This is a genomic window from Serpentinicella sp. ANB-PHB4 (assembly GCF_031432315.1).
Classification (GTDB): Bacteria; Bacillota; Clostridia; order Peptostreptococcales; family Natronincolaceae; genus Serpentinicella.
In genome coordinates, this window is the sequence record NZ_JAVKGO010000009.1 from 59,595 (window position 1) to 76,230 (window position 16,636).

The following is a 16,636-nucleotide window of genomic DNA, read 5'->3' on the forward strand; positions in this document are numbered from 1 at the left end:
AAACAGGGACTAAGTGTTAAAACCCTTAATCCCTCTACTTGTTATACTAATTCAATAATAACCATTTCTGTAGCGTCGCCTTTTCTAGGCCCTATTTTCATAATACGAGTGTATCCACCATTTCTTTCAGCATACTTTGGTGCTATTTCATCAAATAGGTTTTTCACAACAGTTTCATCAGTCATATATGATAATACTTGTCTTTTCGCATGTAGATCTCCTCTTTTAGCAAGAGTGATCATTTTTTCTGCAACTTTTTTTGTTTCTTTCGCTTTTGCTTCTGTAGTTTGAATTCGACCATTTTGAATAAGACTTGTAACTAAGTTTCTTAACATAAGATTTCTATGTGCAGTTACACGTCCAAGCTTTCTTTGCACAGCCATATCTATCCCTCCTTACTGCTTATTACTCATCCGAAGATTTTAAGTTAAGCCCTAATTCATCCAACTTCTTTTGTACTTCCTCAAGCGACTTTTTACCAAGATTACGCACCTTCATCATATCTTCTTCTGCTTTTGTTGATAGCTCTTGAACAGTGTTTATCCCTGCTCTTTTTAAGCAGTTATAAGATCGAACAGACAGATCAAGTTCTTCTATAGTCATCTCCATCACTTTTTCCTTTGTATCTTCTTCTTTTTGAACCATTATTTCAACATCATTAACATGATCTGTTAATGTAATAAATAAGTTGAGATGTTCATTCATAATTTTTGCAGCTAAGGAAATTGCTTCTTCAGGCTTAATACTTCCATCAGTAAAGACTTCAATGTTCAGTTTATCATAATCTGTTACTTGACCGACTCTTGTGTTCTCTACTGAGTAACTAACCTTTCTTACAGGAGTAAATATAGAATCAACAGGTACGACAGCAATAGGCATTCCTGGAGTTTTGTTATTTTCTGAAGGTGTATAACCCCTACCTTTAGAAACATGTATATCCATCTCTAATTTTCCACTTGCATCAAGCGTTGCTATATGCAATTCTGGATTTAGGATTTCAACATCAGGATTTGTTATAATATCACCTGCTGTTACTTTGCCTTCACCTTCTACTTCGATCCTTACCGTCTGAGGTTCATTTGTATGGAGTTTAATTGCTAAACCTTTTAAATTAAGTATAATCTCAGTAACATCTTCTTTAACACCTGGTACTGTAGAGAACTCATGTAATACGTTCTCTATTTTCACTGAAGTTACAGCAGCACCTGGTAAAGAAGAAAGCATAATCCTTCTTAAAGAGTTACCTAGTGTTGTTCCATACCCTCTTTCAAGGGGTTCAACTATAAACCTACCATAGGTGTTATCTTCACTTATTTCAGCAATTTCTACTTTTGGCTTTTCCATTTCTAACATTAATTAAAACCCTCCTTTTAATCTATTCTCTTCTATATTGAGGGCAACTGATTCTATTACACATACTTCAAGCAGTAAGCCCAAAATTCTAAACAAGATTTTGGATTGTTTGCTTTGACTATTTTGAGTATAACTCTATAATTAGATTTTCTGCGATTGGTAGATCGATGTCTTCTCTAGTTGCTAATGAAACTACTTTTCCTTCTAGCTTCTCTGAATCAGAAGACACCCACTGTGGTACAGTACCTTTAGCTGCTTCAGATAATTCTTTAAATTTGTTAGAAGCTTTTGATTTCTCACTAACAGCTATTACGTCTCCAACACTTACTAAGTATGATGGAATGTCTACCTTTTTACCATTTACTGTGAAGTGTCCGTGAACAACTAACTGTCTTGCTTCTGGTCTTGATGACGCAAATCCTAATCTATAAACTACATTATCTAGTCTAGATTCAAGTATTCTTAATAAGTTATCACCAGTAATACCTGCTTGTTTATCAGCTATTTCAAAGTATTTTCTAAATTGAGATTCAAGAACTCCATAAAATCTTTTCGCTTTTTGTTTTTCTCTTAACTGCATTCCGTAGTTAGAAAGTTTCTTTCTATTTGTACCGTGCTGTCCTGGCGCATAGTTTCTTTTAGTTACTGCACATTTATCTGTATAGCATCTTTCGCCTTTTAAATAAAGTTTTAGTCCTTCTCTACGGCATAATCTACATACCGCGTCTTTATATCTTGCCATCTTTTACACCTCCTAATCCTTGATCATTAAACTCTTCTACGTTTTGGTGGTCTACAACCGTTGTGAGGTACTGGTGTTACATCCTTAATTAGCGTAACCTCTAATCCAGTAGCTTGTAACGCTCTAATAGCAGCCTCTCTACCAGCTCCAGGTCCTTTAACAAAAACTTCAACTGTTCTAAGTCCATGCTCCATAGCTACTTTTCCAGCAGCTTCAGCACACATTTGTGCTGCAAATGGAGTAGACTTTCTTGACCCTTTGAATCCTAGCTGACCGGAGCTAGACCATGCAATTGTATTTCCTTGCATATCAGTCAATGTAACAATGGAGTTATTAAAAGTTGATTGAATATGCGCTTGACCACGCTCAATATTTTTACGTTCTCGTTTTTTACGTGTTGTCTTTCTTTTTACAGCCTTAGCCATTCACTAACCCTCCTTACTTCTACTATTTTTTCTTACGAGCTACTAACCTTTTTGGACCTTTTCTTGTTCTAGCATTCGTCTTAGACTTTTGTCCCCTTACAGGTAGTCCTTTTACATGTCTAAGTCCTCTATAACATCTGATCTCTTTAAGTCTTTTAATGTTAAGGGAAACTTCTCTTCTTAAATCTCCTTCAACTTGGTAATCAGTATCAATGATTTTTCTTAATGCATTGATTTCTTCTTCAGTTAAATCCTTTACTCTTGTATCAGGATTAATTCCAGCCTTGACTAGAATATTGTTTGAAGTATTTCTTCCTATACCAAATATATACGTTAACCCAATTTCGACACGTTTGTCTCTTGGCAAATCAATACCAGCGATTCTGGCCATTAAATGACACCTCCTAATTCAAATATTAGTTTTATTCTTTTATGACGTAGTTGTAAATTATATATAAATTAGTCCTAAGTAATCAGTGTTATTCCACGCTGATGCAGCCGTACTTAGAAACTATGGTTCCCAGTTAGGTATTATACTACAAAACCTAAAATAAAGCTATATCATCCTTGTTTTTGTTTGTGTTTTGGATTTTCACAGATTACCATAACTTTACCTTTTCGTTTGATAATCTTACATTTTTCACATATCGGTTTAACTGACGGTCTTACTTTCATTGTCAACCCTCCTTGACTACTTCTTTCTCCACGTTATTCTACCACGGGTTAAATCATATGGAGATAACTCTACTGTTACTTTATCTCCTGGTAGTATTCTTATAAAATTCATTCTTAATTTACCTGATATATGACCTAATATTTCATGGCCATTTTCAAGTTGAACTTTAAACATCGCATTTGGTAGAGCTTCCACTACAGTTCCCTCTACTTCAATTACATCTTGTTTAGACATTCACTCATCGAACCTCCATTCTTGGCTTTTGGTTGAAAACCAAGCCGTTCAAGTTCTTTCCTTATAAAAGCATTATTGATTTTCAAAGCATTCGTAACAGATTTAGATATTTCTTCAGACATTAAATTAAGTCTTTTAAGATGCTTTTTTTTCTTCTTTTTTGGTTTTTCGACTCTTCTTATAAACCCATCGACTACCAAAACATGGTCTTCATCTTCTATTTTAAAAACAATAAAATGTTTTCCTTTGTCTCTTCCCATAGTCGACCGTACAACTTGGCCTATATAAATATCCCCTTGATCCACAATGCCACCTCATTTATATAATTATAACACGGTTAAGATTTCGGGCTCGCCATCTGTAATTGCAACCGTATGCTCATAGTGTGCAGAGTAGGCACCATCTAATGTAACGACCGTCCATCCATCAGATAAAACCTTTACTTCATATGTCCCTATATTAATCATCGGTTCTATTGCAAATACCATATTTGGCTTTATTCTAGGGCCTTTTCCTGGAGGACCATAGTTAGGTATTTGTGGTTCCTCATGCATATTCATGCCTATACCATGACCTACGTAGTTTCTCACAACAGAGAAACCATTTGTTTCTACATGGCTTTGAATACCATGGGAAATATCTGACAATCGATAACCTTCTTTAGCAAACGCTATCCCTTCATAAAAACTTTGTTTAGTTACGTTTATAAGATCTTTAGCTTCCTTGCTTATATTTCCTACTGGGTGTGTCTTTGCAGCATCACCATAGTAGCCTTTATAGCAAACACCAATATCGATACTTATAATATCGCCATCTTGAAGTTTTTTTAATCCGGGTATACCGTGAACTACCTCATGGTTTACTGAGGCACAAATACTTGCAGGAAAACCATGGTAGCCTTTAAAGGCAGGTGTTCCTCCCCTTTTCCTTATATAGGCCTCTGCTGTTTTATCAAGTTCTAATGTTGTTATCCCTGGTTGAATTGATTGTTTTAATAGGTCATGGGTTTCTGCAACAATTCTTCCCGCTTCTCTCATTAGTTCTATTTCTTGACGAGACTTTAAGTAAATCATTTTAATCTTCCTTTAAGACTTTTATAATTGTTTCCGAAACTATATTGATTGGCTGATCTCCATCAACAACTGCAAGAATGCCTTTTTTATCGTAGTAGTCTATTAGTGGTTGAGTCTCACTAGTATAAACTTGTATTCTTTTAGATACGGTTTCTTCTGTGTCGTCGTCACGTTGATATAAGCTTCCAGAGCATTTTTCGCATTCGCTACCTTTTGAAGATGGATTAAAGTCTACGTGAAATGTTGCACCACACTCTTTACATATTCGTCTTCCCACTGCTCTCTTTACAAGTAGCTCAGGATTAACTTCAATGTTTACAACTTTATTTAAATGAACACCAATTTTACTTAGAACTACATCTAAAGCTTCAGCTTGGATTACAGTTCTTGGAAATCCATCTAAGAGAAATCCATTTGCACAGTCTTCATTTTTTAAACGATCTTCAACCATAGCAACCACTAGCTCATCTGGAACTAACAAGCCTTTATTCATGTATTCCTTGGCTTTAACACCTAATTCCGTCCCTTGCTTAAGGTTATAACGAAACATATCTCCAGTAGAAATATGTGGGATATTGAATTCTCGTACTATAGTCTCAGCTTGTGTTCCTTTGCCTGCACCTGGGGGTCCTAATAAAATTGTTCTCACGTTACCAACTCCCGGTAATTTTATATACACGGGGGAAAATCCCCATGTACTTTTAATTTTATTTTAAGAATCCTTGATAATGTCTCATAAGCATTTGTGATTCTACTTGCTTCATAGTTTCTAATGCCACACCTACAACAATTAGAATTGCAGTTCCACCTAATGCTATCGGTATATTAGTAAAGTTTAATATAATCATTGGTAGAATGGTAATAGTAGCAAGAAATACAGCACCCGCTAAAGTTATTCTGTTTAATACTTTAGTTAGATACTCTGTTGTCGGCTTTCCTGGTCTAATCCCTGGGATAAAACCACCATACTTTTTCATATTAGACGCAACTTCAACAGGATTAAAGGTAATCGCTGTATAGAAGTAAGTAAAGAATATGATTAAAATTGCACTAAGTATGGAATATATAAAAATTCCTGGCGTTCCGTTAGGCGAGAACCATGTTGCAACAAATCTTCCAAAACCGCTTTCATTACCTAAAAACAAAGTCAATGTTTGAGGTAATGCCATGACAGACATTGCAAATATAACTGGTATAACACCTGACTGATTAACCTTTAATGGTATGTGCGTACTTTGACCACCATACATTTTTCTTCCTACAACTCGTTTAGCATATTGTACTGGTATTTTTCTTGTACCTTCTTGTATTGCAACAACGCCCATTACTATAGCCAATACGATTGCTAAGAAAATAAGAATGTTAAATACACCTATTTCTCCAGTTCTAATTAACCTAAATGTATTAATTGCACCATTAGGTATTCCTGCAATAATACCTGCAAAAATAATAAGGGATATTCCATTACCTATTCCTTTTTCCGTGATTTGTTCACCTAACCACATTAAGAATGCTGTACCTGCTGTTAACGTCATAATTAAAACAATCACGTTAAATGCTCCTGGACGTTCCAAAGCACCACGGAATAGCCCTACACTAATACCTGTTGCTTGAATTAGTGCTAATATAACTGTTGCATATCTCGTGTACTGAGAAATTTTCTTTCTTCCTTCTTCGCCTTCTTTTGCTAGTTCTTCAAGTTTAGGTATCGCTACAGTTAGAAGGTTCATAATAATACTTGCTGTAATATATGGTGTGATACTTAGAGCAAATATTGTCATATTACCAAATGCGCCCCCGGAAAACATATCAAACATAGCTAGAAGTCCTGCTTCTTCAACAATGCTTCTAACTATTTCTATATCTATACCTGGCGCTGGAACCATCGCACCTAATCGAAAGACCACTAGTAGCAGAAAAGTATACTTAATTTTAGTCCTTAATTCGGGAATTTTCCAAGCATTCTTTAGGGTAGATAACACCTAAATCACCTCGACCTTTCCTCCTGCAGCTTCGATTTTTTCTGCAGCAGATTTTGTAAATTTGTTGGCTTTCACTATTAGGTTTTTGTCTAAACTTCCATCGCCTAATATTTTAAGTCCATCTTTCTCAATTTTCTTAATTGTGCCAGCTTCTTTAAGGTATTCTGCAGTGATTTCTGTCCCGTTATCAAATTTATTCAATACTTCTACATTAACAAGTGTATACTGCTTTTTAAAAGGATTTGTAAAACCGCGTTTTGGTAATCTTCTGATAAGAGGCATTTGACCACCCTCAAAACCGATTCTTACACCGCCACCTGATCTTGATTTTTGTCCATCTCCACCACGACCAGCTGATTTTCCAAGCCCAGTAGCTGTACCACGGCCTTTTCTTTTTGTCTCTTTTACGGCTCCCTTAGCAGGTTTAAGTTCATGTAATTTCATGTTTACACCTCCTTTATTTATGCTTCTGTTACTTCAACTAAATGCTTAACTATCTCAATCATTCCTCGAGTTTGAGCATTGTCAGGTTTCTCAACCATTTGATTTATCTTTTTTAAACCTAAAGCTTCGACAGTCTTTCTTTGCTTTGGTAATGTACCTATTAAACTTCTTACTAATTTTATATTTAAGTTTGTCATTCTGTTCCCCTCCTTAACCCAAGAGATCTTCAACAGACTTTCCTCTTAGTTTTGCAACATCTTCAGCTCTTTTCAATTGACTTAATCCATCAATTGTTGCATTAACCATATTTCTAGAGTTATTTGACCCTAAAGATTTTGCTCTAACATCTTTTAATCCAGCTAATTCTAGTACCGCACGAACAGGACCACCTGCAATAATTCCTGTACCTTCCTTAGCAGGCATGATTAAAACATTTCCAGCTCCAAAATGTCCAATTACTTGGTGTGGAACTGTTGTGCCAACCATCGGAACTGATATCATATTCTTCTTCGCAGCTTGAATGCCTTTCTTAATAGCATCTGGTATTTCCATTGCCTTACCAGTACCAATTCCTACATGTCCGTTCTCGTCTCCAACTACAACAAGAGTTGCAAACCTGAAGTTTCTACCGCCTTTTACAACTTTAGTTACACGTCTTATCGTAACAACTTGTTCTTTTACATCAAGTTGGCTAGCATCAATACGCTTATGCATCAAGTACCCTCCTTCTTTCTTAGAAATTTAATCCGGCTTCTCTAGCTCCATCCGCTAAAGCTTTTACTCTACCATGATATATATATCCTCCACGATCAAAAGTTACCGTCTTTATACCTTGTTCTAATGCTTTTTCAGCAACTAGTTTTCCTACTAGTTGAGCTGCTTCTTTATTTCCAGTTGATTTAACTTGTTCTTGAATAGCTTTATCTAAGGATGATGCAGCTACTAATGTTTTTCCTGCAACATCATCAATTATTTGTGCATAAATATTATTTAAACTTCTATACACATTAAGTCTTGGAGAACTTGGAGTACCAGAGATTTTTCCACGAACTCTTCTGTGTCTTTTTTGTCTTGTAAGGTTTTTACTTACCTTTTTAAGCACCTAGATCACTCCTTTCTATTACTTACCAGTTTTACCTTCTTTTCTTCTTATAACTTCACCTACGTATTTTACACCTTTACCTTTGTATGGCTCTGGTTTTCTATACTCTCTAATTTTAGCTGCGTAGTTCCCTACTTCTTGTTTATTAATTCCTTTAACTACAATTTCAGTTTGTGAAGGCACTTCGATTGTTAAACCTTCAGGTTCTACTAGCTCAATAGGATGAGAAAAACCTAAGTTTAATACAAGTTTTTTCCCTTGTTTATTAGCCTTGTATCCAACACCAACTAATTGTAATTTTTTTTCATATCCCTTAGTAACACCTTCAACCATGTTAGCAACTAAGGATCTTGATAGTCCATGTAAAGACTTGTGTTTTTTGTTATTAGTAGGTCTTTCTACAGTAACTGTACTATCTTCTATAACAACTTTAAGGTCAGCACTGATTTTTTCACTTAAAGTCCCTTTTGGTCCTTTTACTGTTACAAGATTTTTATCATCAACATTTATATCAACACCTTGTGGTATATCAATTGGATTTAAACCAATTCTTGACATTGTTACACCTCCTTATTCATGACTATTATTACCAGATATAAGCAACAACTTCTCCACCGACGCCTTCTTTTCTAGCAATCTTATCTGTAATAATACCTTTAGAAGTTGAAATTATTGCTATCCCTAATCCGCCTAATACTTTTGGTATTTCATCTCTTTTTGCATAAACTCTCAAACCAGGTTTAGAGATCCTTTTAATACCTGTAATAACTTTTTCATTGTTTTTTCCGTACTTTAGTTGTACTCGGATGATACCTTGTTTCGCGTCATCGATTACATCATATCCTTTTACAAACCCTTCAGTAAGAAGAATATTTGCAATTTCTCTTTTAATATTTGAAGCAGGAATATCCACTGTCTCATGTTTTACTGCACTTGCATTTCTAATACGAGTCAGCATATCTGCTATCGGATCTGTCATTGTCATAGCTCTTACCTCCTTCCGTATCTACCAGCTTGCTTTTTTAACGCCTGGTATTTGACCTTTATAGGCTAAATTTCTAAAACATATACGGCATATTCCAAATTTTCTTAGGTATCCATGTGGTCTTCCGCATATTTTACATCTTGAGTACTCTTGTGTAGCATACTTTTGTTTTTTTGATTGCTTAACTTTTAAAGAAGTTTTCGCCACTAAATATACCCTCCTCTATTTTATAAATGGCATTCCCATTAGCTTCAATAGTTCTCTTGATTCTTCATCAGTATTAGCTGATGTAACAAAAATAATGTCCATGCCTCGAACTTTTTCAACTTTATCATATTCAATTTCAGGGAAGATTAATTGTTCCTTAATCCCTAGAGCGTAGTTTCCTCTTCCATCAAAGGATTTATTGCTTACGCCTCGGAAATCTCTTACCCTTGGCAGTGCGATATTTATTAATTTATCACCGAACTCATACATGATTTTTCCTCTAAGTGTAACTTTAGCTCCAACTGGCATTCCCTCTCTAACTTTAAAGTTAGAAACAGATTTTTTAGCTCTAGTTGTTAGAGGCTTTTGACCAGTGATAGTACCTAATTCCTTTACTGCAATTTCAAGGCCTTTAGCGTTATCTTTTGCATCGCCGATACCCATGTTTACAATAATCTTCTCTAATTTTGGAACTTCCATAACGTTTTTATATCCGAACTTTTCCATTAAAGCTGGAACAATCTCTTTTGTGTATAACTCTTTTAATCTAGTCATTAATTCACTGACCTCCCTTCCACAGTATTAGTCCAATACCTCTTGAGTCTTTTTACTCACACGAACTTTTTCTCCATTTTCTAGAATCTTAAATCCTACTCTTACACCTTGATCCGCCTTTTTATCAAAGTACATCACATTTGATGCATCAATTGGTGCTTCGAACTTAACGATTCCACCTTGTTGCGTTTGGTTATTTGGCTTTTGATGTTTTGTAACAATATTTACGCCCTCAACAACAACTTTGTTCTTCTTTGGGAATACTTGAAGAACTTTGCCTTTTTTTCCTTTATCTTTACCTGCAATAACTACTACAGTATCTTCTTTTTTTATACGCATTTACGGCACCTCCTCTTCTCTACAATACTTCTGGAGCAAGTGAAACAATCTTCATAAACTCTCTATCTCTTAACTCTCTTGTTACTGGTCCAAAAATACGAGTACCAGCTGGTTGTTTATCATCTTTTACAATAACTGCTGCATTTTCATCAAATCTAATGTACGTTCCATCTTTACGTCTAGTAGTTGAAGTTGTTCTTACAACAACCGCTTTAACTACCTGACCTTTTTTTACAACACCGCCTGGTGTTGCGCTTTTAACAGAACAAACGATTATATCTCCAACTCTTGCGTACTTTCTTTTGGTTCCGCCTAATACTCTAATGCAAAGCAATTCTTTTGCTCCTGAGTTATCAGCAACTTTTAAACGTGACTCTTGTTGTATCATTGTAGTACCTCCTTTCAATAATAAGGCTTATTTCGCTTTTTCTACAATCTTAACAAGTCTCCATCTCTTATCTTTCGATAATGGTCTTGTTTCCATAATTCTTACTTTATCGCCAATCTTACACTCATTTAATTCATCATGAGCTTTTAACTTCTTTGTTCTTTTTACAGCTTTTCCATACAGTGGATGACGAACAAAGTCTTCTACTGAAACAACTACAGTTTTATCCATTTTATCGCTCACGATTCGGCCGACTCTTGTCTTTCTTAGTCCTCTTTCCATAGTGTAAGCCTCCCTTCACATTTTGATTATATTAAGCGTTCTCTTGCTTTAATTCGCGTTCTCTGATAAGCGTTTTAACTCGTGCTATATCTCTTCGCACATTTCTTATTCTTAGAGGGTTTTCAAGCTGGCCAGTTGCTAATTGGAAGCGCAAATTGAATAATTCACCCTTTAAGTCAGATAACTTTTGAGTTAATTCTACATCACTCATATCTCTTAAAATATTAGCTTTCATCAGCTTCACCACCCTTAACATCAGTATCTTCTCTTGATACAAACTTACACTTGATTGGTAATTTGTGCATCGCAAGTCTTAGTGCTTCTCTCGCTTTTTCTTCAGAAACACCTGCAATTTCAAACATAATTCTTCCTGGTTTTACTACAGCTACCCAGTATTCCGGTGAACCTTTACCAGCACCCATACGTGTTTCTGCTGGTTTTTTAGTTACTGGTTTATGAGGGAATATTTTAATCCATACTTTTCCCCCTCTTTTTATCGATCTGGTCATTGCAATACGTGCAGCCTCAATTTGATTTGAAGTAATCCAAGAAGGTTCAAGAGCTTGGATTCCGTATTCACCATATGTTACTTTGTTTCCTTTTGTTGCTTGGCCAGTCATTCTGCCTCTATGAACTCTACGACGTTTCACTCTTTTAGGCATTAACATAAATTTTCCTCCTTCCTGTAAGGGACATTACGCTTTTCGTTCTTTTTTATCGTTGTTATTTGCTTTTGTAGGTAATACTTCACCTTTATAAATCCAAACTTTTACGCCTAGTTTTCCATAAGTTGTATCTGCTTCAGCAAAACCATAATCAATATCTGCTCTTAAAGTATGCAGTGGTACATTTCCTTCGTTATATCCTTCAGTACGCGCCATCTCAGCTCCGCCTAATCTTCCAGATGTTGAAACTTTTATACCTTTTGCTCCAGCTCTAAGTGCTCTTTGCATTGCTTGTTTCATGGCTCTTCTAAATGATACTCTTCTTTCTAATGCAAAAGCTATACTTTCTGATACTAATTGTGCTGATGTTTCAGGTCTTTTAACCTCTACAACATTAACAACAACATTCTTTTTTGTCATTTTTTCTAATTCTTTTCTTACTTCTTCTACACCTTGACCACCTTTTCCTATTACCATACCTGGTTTAGCAGTGTGAACATTTACTTTTACTCTATTGTTAGCAGCTCTCTCGATCTCAACTTTTGAAATTCCAGAGGTAAATAGTTTCTTTTTCAAATACTCACGGATTTTGTAATCTTCTACTAGTAAGTTTGAAAAATCTTTTTTGTTGGCGTACCATTTAGCGTCCCAATCTTTGATGACTCCAACTCTTAACCCGTGTGGGCTTACCTTTTGACCCATATATTACCCTCCTCGTCTATTTTTCTCTTAATACTACTCCTATGTGACTCGTTCTTTTTCTAATTGTCGTAGCTCTTCCCATAGCTCTAGGTCTAAATCTTTTCATCGTTGGACCTTGGTTTGCATATGCTTCCTCAACATATAGTTGATCTCTATTCATATTGTGGTTGTTCTCAGCATTTGCAATTGCAGACTTTACTAGCTTTTCTACAACAGGTGCCGCTCCTCTAGGAACATATTTTAATATCGCTAAGGCTTCATCAACTTGTTTCCCTCTGATTAGGTCTACAACTTGTTGAGCTTTTCTTGGCGCAATTCTTACATGACTCGCTAATGCTTTTGCTTCCATTAGTCAACCTCCTTTCTTAATGAACCGCATTATCTTCTTTTACTTGTTTTGTCGTCATCTACATGACCTTTAAATGTTCTCGTTGGAGCAAATTCTCCTAATTTATGTCCAACCATGTCTTCAGTTACATAAACCGGAATGTGTTTTCTACCGTCATGAACAGCAATAGTATGCCCGATCATATCTGGGAATATAGTAGATGCTCTTGACCAAGTTTTGATTACCTTCTTTTCGTCTTTTTCGTTCATTTCAATAACTTTATTTATTAACCCTTTGTGTACAAAAGGTCCCTTTTTAGTTGATCTACCCATTTTAAATCCTCCCTTCAAAAGATTTCAAGGAATCTTATGATGCTATACTATTTCTTTCTTCTTGATACAATAAACTTACTTGAAGCTTTTTTCTTATCTCTTGTTTTGTAACCTATAGTCGGTTTACCCCATGGTGTAACTGGACTTGGTCTACCTATAGGCGCTCTACCTTCACCACCACCATGTGGATGATCGTTAGGATTCATAACAGAACCTCTTACTGTAGGTCTTACACCCATATGTCTCTTTCTTCCCGCCTTACCAATTGTCACAAGTTCATGTTCGATATTTCCAACTTGACCGACGGTAGCTTTACAATTTATATTAATGTATCTGATTTCACCAGAAGGTAATCTTAATAGTGCATATTTTCCTTCTTTCGCCATTAATTGTGCTGAGTTACCAGCTGACCTTGCTATTTGTCCACCTTTTCCTGGCTTCATTTCGATGTTATGAACAACTGTTCCAACAGGAATGTTTTGAAGTGGAAGTGCGTTTCCTACTTTAATGTCTGCCTCTGGGCCAGATTCAATAGTGCTTCCTACTTTCAATCCAACAGGTGCTATAATATATCTTTTTTCTCCGTCTGCGTAGTGTAGTAATGCAATGTTTGCAGATCTGTTTGGATCATATTCAATCGATGCCACTTTCGCAGGCACTTGATCTTTGTTTCTTTTAAAATCTATAATTCTATATTTTCTTTTTTGTCCACCACCTCTATGGCGTACAGTTATTTTCCCGTGTACGTTACGACCACCAGTTTTATTTAAAGAAACTAACAGAGATTTCTCTGGTTCTACCTTTGTAATTTCGTCAAAGGATAATACTGTTTTGGACCTAACACCGGGTGAAGTTGGCCTAAACTTTTTAACAGCCATTGCCTTTCCCCTCCTTCAATTAATTAGAACGTATTACATACCTTCAAAGAATTCAATTTCCTTACTATCAGCGGTTAATTTAACGATCGCTTTTTTCCAATCAGGTCTTTTTCCGCTATGTTTACCCATTCTTTTAATTTTTCCGACCATATTTTGTGTGTTTACTTTATCAACTTTTACATCAAATATTGTCTCAACAGCTTTTTTGATTTCTATTTTATTTGAGTTTTTATTAACAACAAATGTGTATTTTTTCTCAGCCATATGGTTCATACTTTGCTCTGAAACTAATGGTCTAATAATAACATCATGTGGATTTGTCATTACGCGTACACCTCCTCCACTTTTTGAACTGCATCTTTCGTAATGATAAATTTATCGTGATTTAAAATATCATAAACATTTAGCGTATTAACAAATGCAGTTTGTACACCTGGTATATTTTTTGCTGATCTTAAAACAGCTTCATTTTTTTCATCTATAACGATCAGTGCTTTTTTATCTGCATTTAAGTTTTTAAGGATTGCAACCATTTCTTTAGTTTTTGGAGCTTCTAAAGATAATTCATCCACTACTACCATTTCATTCGCATTAACTTTTGATGTTAAAGCTGACTTCATTGCAAGTCTCTTAACTTTTTTAGGTAGTGTATAGCTATAATCTCTTGGTTTTGGTGCAAATGTAACTCCACCACCTACCCATAACGGCGATCTAATTGTACCATGACGGGCTCTTCCTGTTCCTTTTTGTTTCCATGGCTTTCTTCCGCCACCTCTTACCTCAGATCTTGTTTTTGCAGACTGTGTTCCTTGTCTCCTATTTGCAAGTTGGTTCTTTACAGCTTCGTATAGTACGTGTTGATTCACTTCAATTCCGAATACATTTTCTTGTAATTCCATTTCGCTTACTTGTTGTCCGGATACGTTGTATACAGCTAACTTAGGCATTCTGTTTCCTCCTTTCTAAAAAGCAAACTAATTAGCTTGTTTTTTTGCTTGTTTTATTGTTATAACTCCGCGCTTTGGCCCTGGAACTGCACCTTTTACTAAAACTACGTTTTTCTCTGCATCAACCTTTACAACTTCAAGGTTTTGTATTGTAACTTGTACTGTTCCCATTTGTCCTGGTAACTTCTTACCTTTAAATACTTTTCCTGGATAAGCAGATGCACCCATTGAACCAGGTCTTCTATGATATCTAGAACCATGTGACATAGGTCCTCTTGATTGTCCGTGTCTTTTAATAACACCTTGGAATCCTTTTCCTTTTGTTATACCTGTTACATCAACTTTAGTTCCTTCTTGAAAAATATCTACTGATAATTCTTGCCCAATAGAAAAGTCTTCAACACTTCCTACTCTAAATTCTTTAACTTTTCTTTTTGGAGTAACACCAGCTTTTTCAAAATGTCCTTTTTTAGGCTTGTTCACAAGTTTCTCTCTAATTGTCGCATATCCAATTTGTACTGCGTTATAACCATCTTTTTCAACAGTTTTCACTTGTGTAACCACATTTGGTTCTACTTCAACAACTGTAACCGGCACAACTGTACCATCTTGGTTGAAAACTTGAGTCATTCCTATTTTTTTACCAACTATACCTTTCATATCGACACCTCCTATTTGTCTTACAGCGGATTGCTTTTGCAATCATACTAAGAGAAGGATATTTATTTAACACCATCTCTTGTTTTTCTTAAAGTTTAATTTCAATATCTACGCCTGCTGGCAGGTCTAATCTCATTAATGAGTCAACAGTCTTTGGTGCTGGACTTAAAATATCAATTAGCCTTTTATGTGTTCTCATTTCAAATTGCTCTCTAGAATCTTTGTACTTGTGTACAGCTCTTAAAATTGTAATTGTTTCTTTTTCAGTCGGTAGCGGTACTGGTCCTGATACTTCCGCACCACTTCTTTTAGCTGTTTCTACAATCTTTTCTGCTGATTGATCTAATAGATTGTGATCATAAGCTTTTAATCTGATTCTAATTTTTTGCTTGTTTGCTGCCATTTAATTACCTCCTTTATCGCACGTGGCTTTTTTTTACGTGCAACTTTGATCTCGAACACTGCTCCGGGTGTGTTGACTTTTTTGAAACAGTTTTGCGAAATCTCGTCGCCAGATTCATTGATCAAGACATTCTCCACGAAAATTCCCTTAATGAGCAACCTTTCGCTTCATCGCCATGTTTTAACACACTAATACATTTTATAATACCTAGCACAAAATTACAAGGGGAAATTAATTTGTTTTTTTAAAAAAAATAAATTAATTCATTACCCTACAATGCAATTTAGAAGAAGAGCAAACTCTTCTTCTAAATTAGATATTCTTAATTAAGTTAGTTGATTATTCAACAATAGAAGCAACTACTCCTGCTCCAACTGTTCTTCCACCTTCACGGATCGCAAATCTTAATCCTTCTTCTATTGCGATAGGACTAATAAGTTCGATCTCCATTGTTACATTATCTCCTGGCATTACCATTTCCATTCCTTCTGGTAATTTAATTGATCCTGTAACGTCTGTTGTTCTAAAGTAAAATTGTGGTCTGTATCCGTCAAAGAATGGTGTATGTCTTCCACCCTCTTCTTTTTTAAGTACGTATACTTCTGCCATTACTTTTGTATGTGGGTTTATTGTTCCTGGCTTTGAAAGTACTTGTCCTCTTTCAATTTCGTTTCTTTGTACCCCTCTTAATAGGATTCCTACGTTATCTCCAGCTTCTGCTTGATCTAATAGTTTTCTAAACATTTCTACTCCTGTTACTACTAGCTTTCTTGGAGCTTCTGATAGTCCTACTAGCTCTATTTCGTCTTGTACTTTTACGATTCCTCTTTCTACTCTTCCTGTTGCAACTGTTCCTCTACCTGTAATGTGGATATCCCCTACTGAGGGAAGTTCTTTATTAACCCCTGTTCCAGGTTTTAGAGGACCATGGTTG

General features: G+C 35.6%; 33 protein-coding genes. All 33 read right to left on the minus strand.

What is annotated here, in order from left to right; all coding sequences use genetic code 11:
- Positions 1–41: 41 nt before the first annotated feature.
- Positions 42–383, minus strand: a complete 342-nt coding sequence (rplQ, locus tag RH915_RS08455; protein WP_310479294.1) for a 50S ribosomal protein L17 — start codon at positions 381–383, stop codon at positions 42–44.
- A 22-nt stretch (positions 384–405) separates the two neighbouring features.
- Positions 406–1,353 (minus strand): DNA-directed RNA polymerase subunit alpha, encoded by a 948-nt coding sequence (locus RH915_RS08460; RefSeq protein ID WP_310479295.1) that lies wholly within the window; start codon positions 1,351–1,353, stop codon positions 406–408.
- Between the two features lie 118 nt (positions 1,354–1,471).
- A complete protein-coding gene (rpsD, locus tag RH915_RS08465) occupies positions 1,472–2,095 on the minus strand; it encodes a 30S ribosomal protein S4 (protein ID WP_310479296.1) in 624 nt (207 codons plus the stop codon).
- Between the two features lie 26 nt (positions 2,096–2,121).
- Entirely contained in the window at positions 2,122–2,520 is a 399-nt protein-coding gene (rpsK, locus tag RH915_RS08470; RefSeq protein ID WP_310479297.1) for a 30S ribosomal protein S11, read from the minus strand.
- 22 nt (positions 2,521–2,542) lie between these two features.
- Positions 2,543–2,911: a 30S ribosomal protein S13 gene (gene rpsM / locus RH915_RS08475; protein WP_310479298.1), complete on the minus strand. Its 369-nt coding sequence runs from the start codon at positions 2,909–2,911 to the stop codon at positions 2,543–2,545.
- A gap of 170 nt (positions 2,912–3,081) precedes the next feature.
- A complete protein-coding gene (gene rpmJ / locus RH915_RS08480; protein WP_008516283.1) occupies positions 3,082–3,195 on the minus strand; it encodes a 50S ribosomal protein L36 in 114 nt (37 codons plus the stop codon).
- 16 nt (positions 3,196–3,211) lie between these two features.
- The gene (gene infA, locus RH915_RS08485; protein ID WP_310479300.1) at positions 3,212–3,430 is read right to left on the minus strand and encodes a translation initiation factor IF-1; all 219 of its coding nucleotides are present in this window, start codon (positions 3,428–3,430) and stop codon (positions 3,212–3,214) included.
- Complete coding sequence (locus RH915_RS08490) at positions 3,412–3,735, minus strand: RNA-binding protein (protein WP_310479301.1); 324 nt, start codon at positions 3,733–3,735, stop codon at positions 3,412–3,414. Before RH915_RS08490 ends, infA begins: the two co-directional genes overlap by 19 nt.
- A 21-nt stretch (positions 3,736–3,756) precedes the next feature.
- On the minus strand, positions 3,757–4,503 hold the full coding sequence (map, locus tag RH915_RS08495) for a type I methionyl aminopeptidase (RefSeq protein ID WP_310479302.1): 747 nt from the start codon (positions 4,501–4,503) through the stop codon (positions 3,757–3,759).
- A gap of 1 nt (position 4,504) precedes the next feature.
- Positions 4,505–5,152: an adenylate kinase gene (locus tag RH915_RS08500; RefSeq protein WP_310479304.1), complete on the minus strand. Its 648-nt coding sequence runs from the start codon at positions 5,150–5,152 to the stop codon at positions 4,505–4,507.
- Between the two features lie 58 nt (positions 5,153–5,210).
- The gene (gene secY / locus RH915_RS08505; protein WP_310479306.1) at positions 5,211–6,485 is read right to left on the minus strand and encodes a preprotein translocase subunit SecY; all 1,275 of its coding nucleotides are present in this window, start codon (positions 6,483–6,485) and stop codon (positions 5,211–5,213) included.
- Positions 6,486–6,929 (minus strand): 50S ribosomal protein L15, encoded by a 444-nt coding sequence (rplO, locus tag RH915_RS08510; protein ID WP_310479308.1) that lies wholly within the window; start codon positions 6,927–6,929, stop codon positions 6,486–6,488.
- Between the two features lie 17 nt (positions 6,930–6,946).
- Positions 6,947–7,126, minus strand: coding sequence for a 50S ribosomal protein L30 (gene rpmD / locus RH915_RS08515; protein ID WP_310479310.1), 180 nt, complete (start codon positions 7,124–7,126; stop codon positions 6,947–6,949).
- 13 nt (positions 7,127–7,139) lie between these two features.
- Positions 7,140–7,646, minus strand: a complete 507-nt coding sequence (gene rpsE / locus RH915_RS08520; RefSeq protein ID WP_442985502.1) for a 30S ribosomal protein S5 — start codon at positions 7,644–7,646, stop codon at positions 7,140–7,142.
- Between the two features lie 16 nt (positions 7,647–7,662).
- Positions 7,663–8,031 carry a 50S ribosomal protein L18 gene (rplR, locus tag RH915_RS08525; RefSeq protein WP_310479313.1) on the minus strand — a complete coding sequence of 123 codons (369 nt, stop codon included), beginning with the start codon at positions 8,029–8,031 and terminating at the stop codon, positions 7,663–7,665.
- Between the two features lie 18 nt (positions 8,032–8,049).
- Positions 8,050–8,589 (minus strand): 50S ribosomal protein L6, encoded by a 540-nt coding sequence (gene rplF / locus RH915_RS08530; protein ID WP_310479314.1) that lies wholly within the window; start codon positions 8,587–8,589, stop codon positions 8,050–8,052.
- A gap of 28 nt (positions 8,590–8,617) precedes the next feature.
- The gene (rpsH, locus tag RH915_RS08535) at positions 8,618–9,016 is read right to left on the minus strand and encodes a 30S ribosomal protein S8 (protein ID WP_310479316.1); all 399 of its coding nucleotides are present in this window, start codon (positions 9,014–9,016) and stop codon (positions 8,618–8,620) included.
- Positions 9,017–9,037: 21 nt separating this feature from the next.
- On the minus strand, positions 9,038–9,223 hold the full coding sequence (locus tag RH915_RS08540; RefSeq protein WP_310479317.1) for a type Z 30S ribosomal protein S14: 186 nt from the start codon (positions 9,221–9,223) through the stop codon (positions 9,038–9,040).
- A 15-nt stretch (positions 9,224–9,238) separates the two neighbouring features.
- Entirely contained in the window at positions 9,239–9,778 is a 540-nt protein-coding gene (gene rplE, locus RH915_RS08545; protein ID WP_310479319.1) for a 50S ribosomal protein L5, read from the minus strand.
- A gap of 27 nt (positions 9,779–9,805) precedes the next feature.
- A complete protein-coding gene (gene rplX / locus RH915_RS08550) occupies positions 9,806–10,117 on the minus strand; it encodes a 50S ribosomal protein L24 (RefSeq protein ID WP_310479320.1) in 312 nt (103 codons plus the stop codon).
- Between the two features lie 19 nt (positions 10,118–10,136).
- A complete protein-coding gene (rplN, locus tag RH915_RS08555; RefSeq protein ID WP_310479322.1) occupies positions 10,137–10,505 on the minus strand; it encodes a 50S ribosomal protein L14 in 369 nt (122 codons plus the stop codon).
- A 27-nt stretch (positions 10,506–10,532) separates the two neighbouring features.
- Positions 10,533–10,787, minus strand: a complete 255-nt coding sequence (rpsQ, locus tag RH915_RS08560; protein ID WP_310479324.1) for a 30S ribosomal protein S17 — start codon at positions 10,785–10,787, stop codon at positions 10,533–10,535.
- 31 nt (positions 10,788–10,818) lie between these two features.
- On the minus strand, positions 10,819–11,022 hold the full coding sequence (gene rpmC, locus RH915_RS08565) for a 50S ribosomal protein L29 (RefSeq protein WP_310479326.1): 204 nt from the start codon (positions 11,020–11,022) through the stop codon (positions 10,819–10,821).
- The gene (rplP, locus tag RH915_RS08570; RefSeq protein ID WP_310479327.1) at positions 11,012–11,455 is read right to left on the minus strand and encodes a 50S ribosomal protein L16; all 444 of its coding nucleotides are present in this window, start codon (positions 11,453–11,455) and stop codon (positions 11,012–11,014) included. Before rplP ends, rpmC begins: the two co-directional genes overlap by 11 nt.
- A 27-nt stretch (positions 11,456–11,482) precedes the next feature.
- Entirely contained in the window at positions 11,483–12,154 is a 672-nt protein-coding gene (gene rpsC, locus RH915_RS08575) for a 30S ribosomal protein S3 (protein ID WP_310479328.1), read from the minus strand.
- Positions 12,155–12,170: 16 nt separating this feature from the next.
- Positions 12,171–12,503, minus strand: coding sequence for a 50S ribosomal protein L22 (rplV, locus tag RH915_RS08580; protein ID WP_310479329.1), 333 nt, complete (start codon positions 12,501–12,503; stop codon positions 12,171–12,173).
- Between the two features lie 29 nt (positions 12,504–12,532).
- Positions 12,533–12,814, minus strand: a complete 282-nt coding sequence (gene rpsS, locus RH915_RS08585) for a 30S ribosomal protein S19 (protein ID WP_310479330.1) — start codon at positions 12,812–12,814, stop codon at positions 12,533–12,535.
- 47 nt (positions 12,815–12,861) lie between these two features.
- The gene (gene rplB / locus RH915_RS08590) at positions 12,862–13,692 is read right to left on the minus strand and encodes a 50S ribosomal protein L2 (protein WP_310479331.1); all 831 of its coding nucleotides are present in this window, start codon (positions 13,690–13,692) and stop codon (positions 12,862–12,864) included.
- Positions 13,693–13,725: 33 nt separating this feature from the next.
- The gene (gene rplW / locus RH915_RS08595; RefSeq protein WP_310479332.1) at positions 13,726–14,016 is read right to left on the minus strand and encodes a 50S ribosomal protein L23; all 291 of its coding nucleotides are present in this window, start codon (positions 14,014–14,016) and stop codon (positions 13,726–13,728) included.
- Positions 14,016–14,639 (minus strand): 50S ribosomal protein L4, encoded by a 624-nt coding sequence (rplD, locus tag RH915_RS08600; protein ID WP_310479333.1) that lies wholly within the window; start codon positions 14,637–14,639, stop codon positions 14,016–14,018. Before rplD ends, rplW begins: the two co-directional genes overlap by 1 nt.
- 27 nt (positions 14,640–14,666) lie before the next feature.
- The gene (gene rplC, locus RH915_RS08605) at positions 14,667–15,299 is read right to left on the minus strand and encodes a 50S ribosomal protein L3 (RefSeq protein WP_310479335.1); all 633 of its coding nucleotides are present in this window, start codon (positions 15,297–15,299) and stop codon (positions 14,667–14,669) included.
- A gap of 88 nt (positions 15,300–15,387) precedes the next feature.
- The gene (gene rpsJ / locus RH915_RS08610; protein ID WP_310479338.1) at positions 15,388–15,702 is read right to left on the minus strand and encodes a 30S ribosomal protein S10; all 315 of its coding nucleotides are present in this window, start codon (positions 15,700–15,702) and stop codon (positions 15,388–15,390) included.
- A 339-nt stretch (positions 15,703–16,041) separates the two neighbouring features.
- Positions 16,042–16,636 (minus strand): EF-Tu/IF-2/RF-3 family GTPase (locus RH915_RS08615; protein WP_310479340.1); only part of this gene is annotated, 595 nt, incomplete at its 5' end.